Annotated in this window: 13 protein-coding genes and 2 tRNA genes; all 15 read left to right on the top strand. The window is 34.4% G+C overall.

Annotated features, from left to right (window positions below; translation table 11 throughout):
- Positions 1 to 30 precede the first annotated feature (30 nt).
- The 15 genes from glmU (at position 31) to COI44_RS20790 (ending at position 13,687) form a co-directional block, all read left to right on the top strand.
- Complete coding sequence (gene glmU / locus COI44_RS20860; protein WP_098429636.1) at positions 31 to 1,389, top strand: bifunctional UDP-N-acetylglucosamine diphosphorylase/glucosamine-1-phosphate N-acetyltransferase GlmU; 1,359 nt, start codon at positions 31 to 33, stop codon at positions 1,387 to 1,389.
- Positions 1,390 to 1,433: 44 nt separating this feature from the next.
- The gene (locus tag COI44_RS20855; protein ID WP_098429635.1) at positions 1,434 to 2,387 is read left to right on the top strand and encodes a ribose-phosphate diphosphokinase; all 954 of its coding nucleotides are present in this window, start codon (positions 1,434 to 1,436) and stop codon (positions 2,385 to 2,387) included.
- Positions 2,388 to 2,491: 104 nt separating this feature from the next.
- Positions 2,492 to 3,055 carry an aminoacyl-tRNA hydrolase gene (gene pth, locus COI44_RS20850; RefSeq protein WP_098429634.1) on the top strand — a complete coding sequence of 188 codons (564 nt, stop codon included), beginning with the start codon at positions 2,492 to 2,494 and terminating at the stop codon, positions 3,053 to 3,055.
- A gap of 89 nt (positions 3,056 to 3,144) precedes the next feature.
- Entirely contained in the window at positions 3,145 to 3,378 is a 234-nt protein-coding gene (locus tag COI44_RS20845) for an anti-sigma-F factor Fin (protein WP_056474476.1), read from the top strand.
- Positions 3,379 to 3,555: 177 nt separating this feature from the next.
- Positions 3,556 to 7,086: a transcription-repair coupling factor gene (gene mfd, locus COI44_RS20840; protein ID WP_098429633.1), complete on the top strand. Its 3,531-nt coding sequence runs from the start codon at positions 3,556 to 3,558 to the stop codon at positions 7,084 to 7,086.
- Positions 7,087 to 7,315: 229 nt separating this feature from the next.
- Positions 7,316 to 7,852: a stage V sporulation protein T gene (spoVT, locus tag COI44_RS20835; protein ID WP_098429632.1), complete on the top strand. Its 537-nt coding sequence runs from the start codon at positions 7,316 to 7,318 to the stop codon at positions 7,850 to 7,852.
- Between the two features lie 216 nt (positions 7,853 to 8,068).
- Complete coding sequence (locus COI44_RS20830; protein WP_098429631.1) at positions 8,069 to 9,658, top strand: putative polysaccharide biosynthesis protein; 1,590 nt, start codon at positions 8,069 to 8,071, stop codon at positions 9,656 to 9,658.
- Between the two features lie 18 nt (positions 9,659 to 9,676).
- The gene (yabN, locus tag COI44_RS20825; RefSeq protein ID WP_098429630.1) at positions 9,677 to 11,131 is read left to right on the top strand and encodes a bifunctional methyltransferase/pyrophosphohydrolase YabN; all 1,455 of its coding nucleotides are present in this window, start codon (positions 9,677 to 9,679) and stop codon (positions 11,129 to 11,131) included.
- Between the two features lie 34 nt (positions 11,132 to 11,165).
- Positions 11,166 to 11,435, top strand: a complete 270-nt coding sequence (locus COI44_RS20820; protein WP_056474461.1) for an RNA-binding S4 domain-containing protein — start codon at positions 11,166 to 11,168, stop codon at positions 11,433 to 11,435.
- A 90-nt stretch (positions 11,436 to 11,525) separates the two neighbouring features.
- Positions 11,526 to 11,831, top strand: coding sequence for a sporulation protein YabP (gene yabP, locus COI44_RS20815; protein ID WP_056474457.1), 306 nt, complete (start codon positions 11,526 to 11,528; stop codon positions 11,829 to 11,831).
- Positions 11,828 to 12,439, top strand: a complete 612-nt coding sequence (gene yabQ, locus COI44_RS20810; RefSeq protein ID WP_098429629.1) for a spore cortex biosynthesis protein YabQ — start codon at positions 11,828 to 11,830, stop codon at positions 12,437 to 12,439. Before yabP ends, yabQ begins: the two co-directional genes overlap by 4 nt.
- Entirely contained in the window at positions 12,440 to 12,817 is a 378-nt protein-coding gene (locus COI44_RS20805) for an FtsB family cell division protein (RefSeq protein ID WP_098429628.1), read from the top strand.
- A gap of 85 nt (positions 12,818 to 12,902) precedes the next feature.
- Positions 12,903 to 13,373 carry a S1 domain-containing RNA-binding protein gene (locus tag COI44_RS20800; protein WP_056474447.1) on the top strand — a complete coding sequence of 157 codons (471 nt, stop codon included), beginning with the start codon at positions 12,903 to 12,905 and terminating at the stop codon, positions 13,371 to 13,373.
- 154 nt (positions 13,374 to 13,527) lie between these two features.
- A tRNA-Met gene (locus COI44_RS20795) sits at positions 13,528 to 13,604 on the top strand.
- Positions 13,605 to 13,615: 11 nt separating this feature from the next.
- Positions 13,616 to 13,687, top strand: a tRNA-Glu gene (locus tag COI44_RS20790).
- Positions 13,688 to 13,984 lie beyond the last annotated feature (297 nt).

Genomic DNA, 13,984 nt, shown 5'->3' with positions numbered 1-13,984 from the left:
TATAGGTATTTAGATTGATGGAGGATGACTATGTCAAATAAATATGCGATTGTTCTAGCTGCAGGAAAAGGTACTAGAATGAAATCAAAATTATATAAAGTACTTCACCCTGTTTGTGGGAAGCCTATGGTTCAACATGTTGTAGACCACGTAATGTCAGTTGGTGTACAAAATATTGTAACTGTTGTAGGTCACGGAGCAGAATTAGTTAAAACACAAATAGGTGATCATAGCGAATATGCTCTACAAGCTGAGCAATTAGGTACTGCACATGCTGTTATTCAAGCAGCGCCAATGTTAAACGATAAAGAAGGAACTACTTTGGTAATCTGTGGTGACACACCATTAATTTCACCAGAGACAATTCAAGCATTATTCGATGAGCATGAAAGATTACAGGCAAAAGCTACAATTTTAACAGCCCATCTTGAGGATTCAACTGGTTATGGTAGAATAATTAGGGGCGAAAATGGATCTGTTATAAAAATTGTTGAGCATAAGGATGCAAGTCCAGAAGAGCTAACAGTTCAAGAAATCAATACAGGTACATATTGCTTTGATAATAAAGCATTATTTGAAGCCTTAAATGAAGTAAACAATAATAACGCTCAAGGTGAGTACTACTTACCAGATGTTATTGAGATACTAAAAACAAAAGGCGAAATAGTAGCTGCATATAAAACAGCAAATTTCGATGAAACATTAGGTGTAAATGATCGATATGCATTATCTATTGCAGAATCAATCATGCGCAAAAATATAAACAAAAAGCATATGCTGAACGGTGTAACAATTATTGATTCTGCTAGCACATATATCTCTGCAGATGCAAAAATTGGTTCGGATACAATTATTTACCCTGGTACAATGATCTATGGAAATAGTATAATTGGAACGGGTAGTACAATTGGCCCAAATACTGAAATTATCGATAGTGAAATTGGTAATGATACAGCTATTAAACAATCAGTTGTACATGAAAGTAAAATCGGTCATTCAACTACAGTTGGACCATTTGCTCACATTCGTCCGGCGTCAACATTAGGTGATGAAGTTCGAATTGGAAACTTTGTTGAAACTAAGAAAGTTACTTTTGGCAACGGAAGTAAAGCATCTCATTTAAGCTATATTGGTGACGCGGAAATTGGTCAAGGTGTTAATCTTGGCTGTGGCTCAATCACTGTGAACTATGACGGTAAAAATAAGTTTAAAACAACAATTGAGGATAATGTCTTTGTTGGTTGTAATTCAAATTTAATTGCACCTGTAACTGTGAAAAAAGGTTCATACATTGCAGCTGGTTCAACGATTACTGATGAAGTTCCAGAAGATTCACTAGCAATTGCAAGAGCAAGACAAGTGAACAAAGAGGGTTACTATAAAAATTAATTATAGATAAAAAGAAAAGAAAAAAAGCGGAGGGTACACGAAACATGCCTAATCATTATCCAGACAAGCATTTAAAAGTATTTACTCTAAACTCGAATCCTAAATTAGCTGAAGAAATTGCAAAACACATTGGTGTAGAGCTTGGTAAATGTTCGGTTTCTCGTTTTAGCGATGGAGAAGTGCAAATTAACATTGAGGAAAGTATCCGTGGTTGTGATGTATTTATCATTCAGTCAACAAGTTTCCCTGTAAATGAAAGTATTATGGAATTATTAATTATGATTGATGCATTAAAACGTGCATCAGCAAAAACAATTAACATTGTAATTCCTTACTACGGTTACGCTCGTCAAGATCGAAAAGCTCGTTCACGTGAGCCGATTACATCAAAGTTAGTTGCAGATCTACTTGAAACTGCGGGATCAACTCGAGTGATTACACTTGATTTACATGCTCCACAAATTCAAGGATTCTTTGATATTCCGATTGATCACTTATTAGGTGTACCTATCCTTTCAGATTACTTTAGAAAAAAACAGCTTGAAGATATCGTAATTGTTTCTCCTGACCACGGTGGAGTAACAAGAGCTCGTAAAATGGCAGATCGTCTAAAAGCTCCGATTGCTATCATTGATAAACGTCGTCCAAAACCAAATGTTGCTGAAGTTATGAACATCATCGGTAATATTGATGGTAAAACGGCTATCTTAATTGATGATATTATTGATACAGCGGGTACAATTACACTTGCTGCTAATGCATTAGTAGAGCATGGTGCAAAAGAAGTATATGCATGTTGTACACACCCTGTATTGTCTGGACCGGCAATTGATCGTATCGAAAACTCTTGTATTAAAGAACTAGTTGTAACAAATTCAATTTGTCTTACTGAAGATAAAAAGACTGATAAACTTGTTGAATTATCAGTTGCTGGCCTATTAGGTGAAGCGATTATCCGTGTTTATGAAGAGCAATCAGTAAGTACTTTATTTGATTAATATAAAAATTACATCTTTGCTTTGAAACTTATAAGAGGACGTAACCAGAAGTGGTTACGTCTTTTCGTAATATAACCAAGTGAATTAGAATGGAGGATAATAAAATGAAGTTGTTTGTAGGATTAGGCAACCCAGGTAGAGAGTATGAAAGAACGCGACATAATATCGGGTTCATTGCGATCGATGAATTAGCTCACCGATGGGGTTTTTCTTTAACCCAACAAAAATTTAATGGTATTTATGCTTCAGGAATTGTGAACGGAGAAAAAGTTTTCTTGTTAAAACCTTTAACATATATGAACTTGTCAGGTGAATGTGTAAGACCATTTATGGATTATTTTAATATTGATATAGAAGATCTTGTCGTTCTTTATGATGAAATGGATATTCCAACCGGAAAGCTACGTCTTCGTACAAAAGGAAGTGCTGGGGGGCATAATGGCATAAAGTCATTAATTCAGCATTTAGGAACACAAGAATTCCAACGTGTTCGAATTGGTGTAGATCGTCCATCAAATGGGATGAGTGTCGTAAATCATGTATTATCAAACTTTTTTGAAGAAGAAATTGCTGAAGTAGTTGATGGTGTAAAAAGAGCTGCAGATGCATGTGAATATTTTTTAAAGCATTCTTTCGTGGATGTAATGAATCAATATAATAAAAAATAAAAAACAGGAATTTAAGCTTTCACATTGAATAAGTATAGTTAGTACAATCCATACTGTATATATGAATTTTATGTAGTATGGAGGAAGTAATGGAATTATTAGATTGTCAGTGTCGGTATTGTAGTAAACAAATGGGTAGTATTGAAAAACAACAGTTGTTACAAGTTTCATCTTCGTATTGTCATTCTTTCGATGAAGAATTAAGCGATTTTGTAAATTTTATTCAATCTCCTAATCAAGTAATTTATATTGTGTGCGAGGATTGCGAAATGACTCTATCTGAGTTTCCACATTATCATGAATATAAGAATTTCATAAATTAAATTGCCTTTGGTTTATAACTGAGGCGTTTTTCTGTTTTTTTCTAGACTCTGTTAAGATGAAGTGTGTTTATCTCTACAAATGTCACTTAAAATGGAGCAAATTTCAAAAAAACTATAAATATAAACTTCAACTAAGATTATTGTTACTTAGATTGACTGTTAGGGGAGATTGACTTCGTGATTGGTTTAATTGAACAATTTAACCAGTATAAAGATATTAAGAAAATAATAAATGGCCTAAAAAATGGACTAAGAGAACAATTGGTTACAAACTTAACTGGATCTGCGAAAACGTTGCTTGCTGGAGCTGTTTTTAAAGAAACTGGACAAACCCAGTTAATCGTGACAAATAATCTTCTCCAAGCTCAAAAAGTATCAGAAGACCTAAAATCAGTTATTGGGGAAGATAAAGTATTTTTATATCCTGCAAATGAATTGATTGCTTCAGAGATTGCAGTATCAAGTCCAGAGCTTAGATCGCAAAGACTAATCGCGTTAAACAGTTTGATGTCAAAAAAACCGTCGGTAGTAGTTACACCTGTATCGGGATTAATTGGCTATTTGCCATCTCCAGAATTATGGTCTAACTATCAGATCAGTTTTGAAATTGGTGAAGAAATCGACTTATCTAATTTGATATCAAAGTTTGTTCAAATGGGCTATGAACGTGTTGGGATGGTTGAAAGTAAAGGTGAGTTTAGTGTACGCGGAGGAATTCTTGATATTTATCCGCTAACGTATGAAGATCCTATTCGAATTGAACTTTTTGACACAGAAATCGACTCAATCCGTTCTTTTTCTCCTGATTCTCAAAGATCTATTACAAAATATGAGACTGTCCATATTGGTCCAGCAACGGAAAGGATTATTTCCAAGACTGATTTACAATTAGGAGTTCAACGAATTGAACAAGCTTTTAAAACAACTCTATCAAAAATAAGTGATCAACAAGTAAAAGAGTTATTGGTTGAAAAGGTAACCTATGATCTTGAACAACTAAAGCAAGGGCAATTGATTGATCAAATATACAAATACTTTGGTCTAATCTATGAAAACCAATTTAGTTTACTAGATTATGTTCCTAAGGAAACTGTTGTTGTTATTGATGAGATTTCGAGGGTTCATGAAATTGTAGAGCAGCTTAAAAAGGATGAAGCAGAGTGGTATACGTCTTTACTAGCTGAAGGAAATGCGTTACATGGAGTAAGTTTTTCACATGACTTTTTTGAATTACTACATTCGAGAAGGCGCCAACAAATTCATACGAGTCTTTTCCCTAGAAGAGTACCTCATACGCATCCTGAACAAGTAGTTTCGATTCAATGTAAATCGATGCAAGAGTTTCATGGACAAATGAATCTGTTGAAAAATGAATTAGATCGATGGAAGAAAAATAACTATACAATCGTTATGCTCGGCGAAAGTGACGAAAGAACAAATAAAATTGAAAATATATTAGAAGATTACCAAATTGAAGGTAAAATTGTCTCTTCTTTAGAGCAAATAAAAAATGGTGAAGTATACATCATGAAAGGTGATCTTCGTTCTGGATTCGAACTTCCTTTAGAAAAATTTGTTCTAATAACAGAGCGAGAGTTATTCACGAAAAAAGCTAAGAAGAAAAAAAGAATCAATACAAAATTATCAAATGCAGAACGAATAAAAAATTACTCAGAATTAAAAGTTGGAGATTATGTTGTTCATGTAAATCATGGTATTGGTAAGTTTTTGGGAATTGAAACATTAGAGATTAATGGTATTCATAAAGATTATTTACATATTCGATATCATGGCGACGACAAATTATTCGTACCGATTGAACAAATTGATCAAGTACAAAAGTATGTTGGATCTGAAGGTAAAGAGCCAAAGATTTATAAACTTGGTGGTACTGATTGGAAAAAGGTTAAGAAGAAGGTTGAAGGCTCCGTTCAGGATATAGCTGATGATTTAATTAAGCTTTATGCAGAACGCGAAGCATCAAAAGGTTATGCTTTTTCACCTGATGGACTCGAACAACAAGAATTTGAATCTTCATTTCCTTATCAGGAAACTGACGATCAACTTAGATCAATTCATGAAATTAAAAAGGATATGGAAAGAGAACGTCCAATGGATCGACTGCTTTGTGGTGACGTAGGATACGGAAAAACTGAAGTAGCTATTCGAGCAGCTTTTAAAGCAATTGTTGAAGGTAAGCAAGTTGCTATTTTAGTTCCTACTACAATTTTGGCACAGCAGCATTTCGAAACATTAAGAGAAAGGTTCCAAGATCATCCAATTAATATCGGTTTGTTAAATCGTTTCCGCTCTCGCAAACAGCAGCTTGAAACGATGAAAGGCTTAAAAGAGGGCTCTGTCGATATAGTAGTTGGAACACATCGCCTATTATCGAAGGATATTCTATATAAAGATTTAGGACTTTTAGTTATTGATGAAGAGCAAAGATTTGGTGTATCTCATAAAGAAAAAATAAAACAACTAAAAGCAAATATAGATGTTTTAACGTTAACTGCAACTCCAATCCCTCGTACATTGCATATGTCGATGTTAGGAGTAAGAGATTTATCAGTTATTGAAACGCCACCAGAAAATCGTTTTCCAGTTCAAACATATGTTGTTGAATATAATGCTGCATTAGTAAGAGAAGCGATTGAAAGAGAGCTTGCTCGAGATGGACAAATATATTTCTTATATAATCGAGTAGAAGATATTGAACGTATGGCTGAACAGATTTCGATGCTTGTACCAGATGCAAAAGTAGCTGTAGCACATGGTCGATTGAATGAAGGGGAACTAGAGTCAGTTATGTATGCCTTTTTAGATGGCCAATATGACGTATTAGTAAGTACGACGATTATCGAAACAGGCGTGGATATTCCAAATGTTAATACCTTGATTGTATATGATGCAGATCGAATGGGTCTATCAACACTTTATCAATTAAGAGGGCGTGTAGGACGTTCGAATAGAGTGGCATATGCTTACTTCACATATAAACAGGATAAAGTATTGACTGAGGTTGCCGAGAAGCGCCTACAAGCGATTAAAGAATTTACAGAACTAGGTTCAGGTTTCAAAATCGCCATGCGTGACTTGTCAATACGAGGTGCAGGAAATCTACTTGGAGCACAACAACATGGATTTATTGATTCAGTTGGTTTCGATTTATATTCTCAAATGTTAAAAGATGCAATCGAACAGCGTAGGGGAGTTAAGAAAGAGGATATCATTTCAATTGAAATTGACATTGAAGTAGATGCTTATTTACCTGATACGTATATTCAAGATAGTAAGCAAAAAATTGAGATGTACAAGCAATTTAGACGTGTTGAAACATTTGAAGAGTTAAATGATTTGCAAGATGAATTAATGGATCGTTTTGGCGATTTCCCGTTAGAAGTAGGTTACCTATGTCAGGTTGCTCATATTAAACTTTTAGCTATTGCAGAGCAGATTGAACTGATTAAACAAGTTAAATCAGAAGTAAGTGTTTATTTCTCTGAGAAGGCAAGTGCTAATATTGATGGTGGCAAGCTATTCCAACTATGTAATTCATTCGGTAGAGGCATTGGTTTAGGCATGGATGGATCGAAATTAAAAGTAACGCTAGACGTAAAAGGAAAAAAACCAGCTGACTGGCTTACTACGCTAGAAGGTTTAATTAATGGATTAAAGAACGTGAAAAAAGAGAGTGTAAATGCTTAGGGAAGTAATGCGAATGGTTGTTTTATAGGCGATAAAGCAATTAAAAGTTACCAAAAAGTGCTTACAGTACTATATTTTTAGTAAAGGTGTTAAAAAATCTCACTTATTTTGTATAGAACTTTCGTTGTGTAGGATACTATCATTAATTAAGGGTGACCTTACCTCATTGTCACTCGGGTATCTTTCATCAACGTAGACATGCAAGTAAGTGAGGAGGCGCTTTACAAGTATGAAAGCAACAGGTATTGTTCGTCGAATTGACGATTTAGGTCGAGTAGTAATACCAAAAGAAATTAGGAGAACTTTACGGATTCGTGAAGGTGATCCATTAGAAATATTTGTGGACCGAGATGGAGAAGTCATTTTAAAGAAATATTCACCAATTAGTGAATTAAGTGATTTTGCGAAGGAATACGCTGATGCACTTTACGACACACTTGGACATACTGTCATTATAAGTGACCGAGATTCAGTTGTAGCAGTTGCAGGGGCTTCCAAAAAAGAATACTTAAATAAAAACATTGGTGATATTATCGAAAAAACTATGGTGGAGCGTAACTCAAAAGTAGTTAGCGAGCCTGGGGAAGCTTCATTTATCGAAAGTGTAATTGAAAAATATCAATCCTATGCAGTAGGAGCAATCATCGCTAGTGGAGATCCAATTGGAGCTGTTGTAATCTTTTCAAAAGATAAAACAATTTCTGAAGTTGAAAAGAAAGCAATCGATACCGCTACTAACTTCTTAGCTAGACAAATGGAGCAATAATTAAATACGAAGTAAACATGGGCCAGTAAAGGGATAATACCTTAACTGGTCTTTGTTTTTTCCCTTTGATATAAACTACCGGATTTATATTTAAAGAAAACCATTACTTGCTAAAATTGGAAAAGAGAGGTTTTTTCTTTTGGCAACTCTTTACATAAGCCCTAATAATGTAATACATTAAAGGGTGAACCGTCTAACAAAGGAGTTGTTATCCTTTTGCAAAAAGCTAAGCAAAAAGCAGCCCTACAAGGGGCTTTGTTCATAACAATAGCATCGTTATTATCAAAAGTACTAAGTGCGTTTTATAAAATTCCTTATCAAAATATTGCCGGTGATTTAGGTTATTATATTTACCAACAGGTATATCCAGTCTACGCAATTGCTTTAGCATTTTCTACATATGGCTTTCCTTTAGTTTTATCTTCTTATGTGGCTGAAAGATTGGCTAAAAAAGATGATAAAGGGGCCAAAGATTTGGTTTATGCAACATTTATGATGTTGTTAGTCATTGGTATATTGTGTTTCTTTACTTTATACATAGGAAGTAATAGTATAGCGAAGTTTATGCGTGATGATCATCTAGCGATGTTAATTCGTGTTGTTAGTGTTGGCTTTTTATTTGTTCCAATCACTTCAGCATTTCGAGGATATTATCAAGGTTTAGGGGATATGGGACCTACTTCAGTCAGTCAGGTGATTGAGCAATTAATTCGAGTTATTACGATTTTAGTGCTGTCACTTTATTTAATGCAAACGACCGACAATCTTTATATTGTAGGTGCAGGGGCTGTTTCGGGTTCGATACTTGGTAGTATAGCAGCGATACTGTACTTCTTTTATTGGGTTTCTTTTCGTGGCTCTGGTTTGACCATACCATCATTTGGTTTACTTAAAACCTATCGCTTAGAATTAAAAACAATTTTGTATCAAGGTATCTTACTAAGCTTAAGTAGTTTAGTACTTGTATTTATTCAGTTTATCGATTCCCTCTCTTTTTATCCGTTATTAGTACAATATGGATATCATGTTGAAGGTGCTAAGCTAGTAAAGGGTATTTATGACCGTGGATTTCCGCTAATTCAATTAGGCTCTGTCATTGCTTCATCGTTTTCACTGGCCCTAATTCCGTACTTATCTAGTGAATTAGTTCGTAAAGAACATCATTCTATTAATAATCGAATATCAGGTGCCATTAGAGTAAGCATTGTAGCGGGAGCAGCAGCCACAATTGGTTTAATTTCAATTATCCATCCGACCAATATAATGCTTTATCGAAATGATTTAGGAACGGATGTCCTAACTGTTTTATGTATATCGATCTTCTTTGCTGGGGTATCGATTACGACATCTTCAATCGCACAAGGATTAGGTAAAAGCTTAATTCCGGCTTTAAATGTAATTGCTGGAGGATGTGTTAAATTTATTGGAAATGTTATTTTAATGGAGCAAATCGGATCGAAAGGAGCAGCTTATTCAACGGTATCTGCTTTAATCATTGTTACGATTTTGAACTTAGCTTATATATATAAATTGTCAAAAGTAACATTTTTTGGCTTTAAGTTTATTGTGAAATTACTAGTATCTGTAGCCATTATGTATGGTTGTGTATATGGTTATGAATATGTTTTTGAAAAATATGCAATGTTTATAAACCCACTTCGTTTAAGAATGTTAGTTGAGGCATTATCTTCAGCGGTTGTAGGTGCAATCGTATTCGCGATTGTATTAATAAAAATTAAGTTATTTACAGTAGAAGAGCTAAGCTCAATCGTTAAAAGTGAAAAATTACAGAAATGGCTTTCTTAAAAGAACAGGAGGATCAAAATGAACAAGATTACAGTTTTAGGTTTAGGAGCAGGTGACCTTAATCAGCTTCCATTTGGTATCTATAAAGAGTTACAAAAAACTGAGAATCTATATTTACGTACAAAAGACCACCCTGTTATAAGTGAATTAGAAAAAGAAGGATTAACGTTCCAATCATTCGATGGAATTTATGAAAAACATGATCGTTTTGAAGAGGTATATGAAGAAATTGTTCAACTACTGGTGAAAGCTTCTGAAGAAGGTGCAATTACATATGCTGTACCAGGCCATCCTCTTGTAGCGGAAAAAACTGTTCAGCTATTAATAGAACTTGCAGATAAAGGAAATATCCAGCTAGACATCAAAGGTGGACAAAGCTTCTTAGATGCGATGTTTACTAGTTTGAAGATTGATCCAATCGAAGGCTTCCAGTTTGTTGATGCAACGGATTTAGAGGCGGAGTCGATTACGTTTAGACAGCATTTGATCATCTGCCAGGTTTATGATCAAATGACTGCCTCACATGCGAAATTAAAGCTAATGGAGCAGCTTCCTGATGATTATGAAGTCGTAATAGTTACGGCAGCGGGTAGTTCAAATGAGCAAATAAGAAGAGTACCATTGTTTGAGTTAGATCGCGATACATCAATTAATAATTTGACTAGTGTTTATGTACCTCCAGTTAAAAATGAAGAGGATCTGTATCATCAATTTGAAACACTTCGTTCTGTCATTGCTACTTTAAGAGGCCCCAATGGATGTCCTTGGGATCAAAAGCAAACACATGAATCATTAAAGAAGTACTTACTAGAAGAGGCTTATGAGCTACTTGAAGCAATCGATGAAGAAGATGACGACCATATTATTGAAGAACTTGGAGATATATTACTTCAAGTCATGTTGCACGCTCAAATTGGAGAAGATGAGGGTTACTTCTCAATCCAAGATGTAATTCAAGGATTAGTAAGCAAACTAATCTATCGTCACCCGCATGTATTTTCAACAGTTCATGTGAATGATGAAGAAGACGTATTAAAAAATTGGCAAGAATTAAAACAAGCTGAAAAAGGACATGTCGTTGAATCTGTACTTTCAGGCATACCAAAGGATCTTTCAGGAATATTAAAAGCAGAGAAACTTCAAAGTAAGGCTGCGAAAGTAGGATTTGATTGGAAGGAATTACCGCCAGTGGTAGATAAGGTTAACGAAGAGTTAACTGAAGTTCTTGATGCCATCAAATTGAATGATCAGTCTAAAGTTGAAGCGGAACTTGGTGATCTGTTATTTAGTATTGTTAATTTAGCACGTTTTATTGATGTAAACCCTGAAGAAGCGATTTTAAAAACAAATATGAAATTTACGAAACGTTTTCAATATATTGAATCAAGACTTCGTGAAATAAATAAGACATTTTCTGATGTATCTCTTGAAGAAATGGATGAGATATGGAATGAAGCTAAAAAATACGAATAATGTCTAATTGAATGAGAATTGAGGAGAATAAATTATGAGACTTGATAAATTTTTAAAAGTATCGAGAATTATTAAGCGTCGTACACTTGCCAAAGAAGTAGCTGATCAAGGAAGAATAACGATCAATGGAACAGTTGCAAAAGCATCTACAGAAGTCAAAGTAAATGACGAATTAAAAATTCGATTCGGACAAAAAATTGTTACAGCAAAAATTAATTTACTTAAAGAGACCGTTCGAAAAGAAGAAGCAGATGCAATGTATACAATCATAAGCGAGGAAAAACTGTCAGATAGCTTGTTCTAAAAAAGTTGTCCCCTCATATACTTTTACAAATAACACTGTATTAGGAATCGATTTACAAGAGGTACAGTTTATGTAAATGGAGGGACTAGTATGAATAATCCGTATGAGTTAAATGCGAAAAATACAAGCCAAATAATCGAGCAGGATTTATCGTTAAAAAGTAGAAGATATCTTGAGATTACTGGAGTAAAGCAGGTTGAGAGCTTTGATAGTGAAGAGTTCCTATTAGAAACGGCTTTAGGCTTTTTGCATATTAAAGGTCATAATTTACAAATGAAAAACCTCGATGTAGAAAAAGGTCATGTAGCAATCAAGGGAAAGATTAATGAACTTTGTTATATTGACGAATACAACTCGGGGAAAGCTAAAGGAATCTTTAGCAAGCTATTTAAATGAGCTTAAACGTTCAGTTCTACTCAATGATAGCGATGGTCGGTATGGGTGCTTATCTTGGTATGGCACTAGATACATACCATCGTTTTTTATATCGAGGTACTCGTAATCGATTAATTGTATTTGCAACTGATATATTATTTTGGATTTTTCAAGCTCTTCTAGTTTTTTATGTATTATACTTAGTTAATGAAGGTGCACTTAGGTTTTATTTACTATTAGCTTTACTATGTGGTTATGCGGCATATCAAAGTCTTTTTCGAACTATTTATAAAAAAATATTAGAATTTGTTATTCAGCTAGTTATTAGCATTTATCGCATTATAGTAAAGTTGATCGTAATATTCATTGTAAAACCTATAAAGTGGATTATTCAGGTAATAATCATCATTCTTTTGTTTATTTATGGACTCCTTATTCGACTAATCCGTTTAGTTTACAACGTTGTACTATCAATTCTTTTGTTTTTCGGCAGAGTATGTTGGTTTTTTGTGCCAAAACGAGTCAAAAACTATTTAATACAATTTAAAGGAGTTTTCGGAAAATTCAAGAATATCTTCCTTACTACTATTAAAAAAGTAAAGGACCTTTTAGATAGGAGGAAGAAATAGGTGGAACATGCGAGAAAATTGGATTTAACTAGACAAGTTCAAGATAAACAAAATATTACTTTAGTAGAGGAACATGGTGTTAAGCCTAGGAGAAGGAGTTTTAAAAAGTTTTTAGTGCGAATTTCATTATTCTGCTTTTTAACTGTACCCCTATTCTTTTTATTACAATCTCATTATGTAACACAACAACATGTGTATTCATCTAAAGTAAAGCAATTAAAACTAGCAAAGGTTGATTTAAAGAAAACTAAGAGTACGGTAGAGGATTCGAAGCGCATGATCGACCAATTGAACGATGATCAATATATTATTGAGTTAGCTAGAAAAAACTTATTTTTTTCTAAAAAGGGAGAAATAATTTTTCCTAATATCAAGTAATTATCGTTTCATTGACACTTGTTTTTATAATTTTATATAATATAGTAAATCCAGTTAAACATTTTTAAGGAGGAGCATTTTTTTTATGTCAATTGAGGTAGGCAGCAAAGTTAGTGGGAAAGTTACAGGGATTACAAATTTTGGTGCTTTTGTAGAGTTACCAGAAGGAGTAACTGGACTTGTTCACATTAGTGAAGTAGCTGACAACTATGTTAAAGATATTAACGAACATTTAAAAGTTGGCGATGAAGTAGAAGTAAAAGTAATCAATGTTGAAAAAGACGGTAAAATCGGTCTTTCAATCAAAAAAGCGAAAGAACGTCCACCAGTAAAAGAGGGAGAGCGTGAGCAAAGACCTCGTCAAAGCAGACCTTCATATGGAGGCGGCGGTGGTGGAAACCGTGGCAAAAATCAAAACCGTTCGGATCAACGTCCGGTTAAAGAAACATTTGATCAAAAAATGAGTAAATTTTTAAAAGACAGTGAAGACCGTCTAGCTTCATTAAAACGCAACACAGAATCTAAACGTGGTGGCCGTGGAGCTCGTCGAGGCTAATTTCCTACCTTGTCACGACATAAATAGGTATATAGAACACGCACTCTTTAATGGGTGCGTTTTTGTATGGAAAAAATAATAAAATAAGATTTTAAAAAACTGTTGACGGTTAATTGGTACCATGATAATATAAATCTTGTCGTTTAAAGATAATGGCGGTGTAGCTCAGCTGGCTAGAGCGTACGGTTCATACCCGTGAGGTCGTGGGTTCGACTCCCTCCGCCGCTACCATTCCCTTTAACGGCCCGTTGGTCAAGCGGTTAAGACACCGCCCTTTCACGGCGGTAACACGGGTTCGAATCCCGTACGGGTCATATAACAACAAAAACGTTTGGTCTCTATAAGAGAGGCTAGGCGTTTTTTTCTTTTTCAGCAACATGCGTCCCCGCCTCTTATCCCATTCTTCATTCCATACTTTCCCTCTTTATTCTGAATTTCGATTGACATAAAATTTAATAATTGCGTTTCTTTTACCCTATTAGAGAAATTATGCTGCAAGCTTTTCTCATATTTTGTAAAACAGTTGTACGTAAAAGCTTTTTCCGTCGAAGAAAACTTTTATTTGCCTTTGTCATTTTGACATATTCCTTCAATTGGACAAGTTAAAATAT

Source organism: Bacillus sp. AFS088145, from assembly GCF_002564465.1.
Lineage (GTDB): Bacteria > Bacillota > Bacilli > Bacillales > Bacillaceae_G > Gottfriedia.
This window is presented reverse-complemented; position numbering and strand designations above follow the sequence as displayed.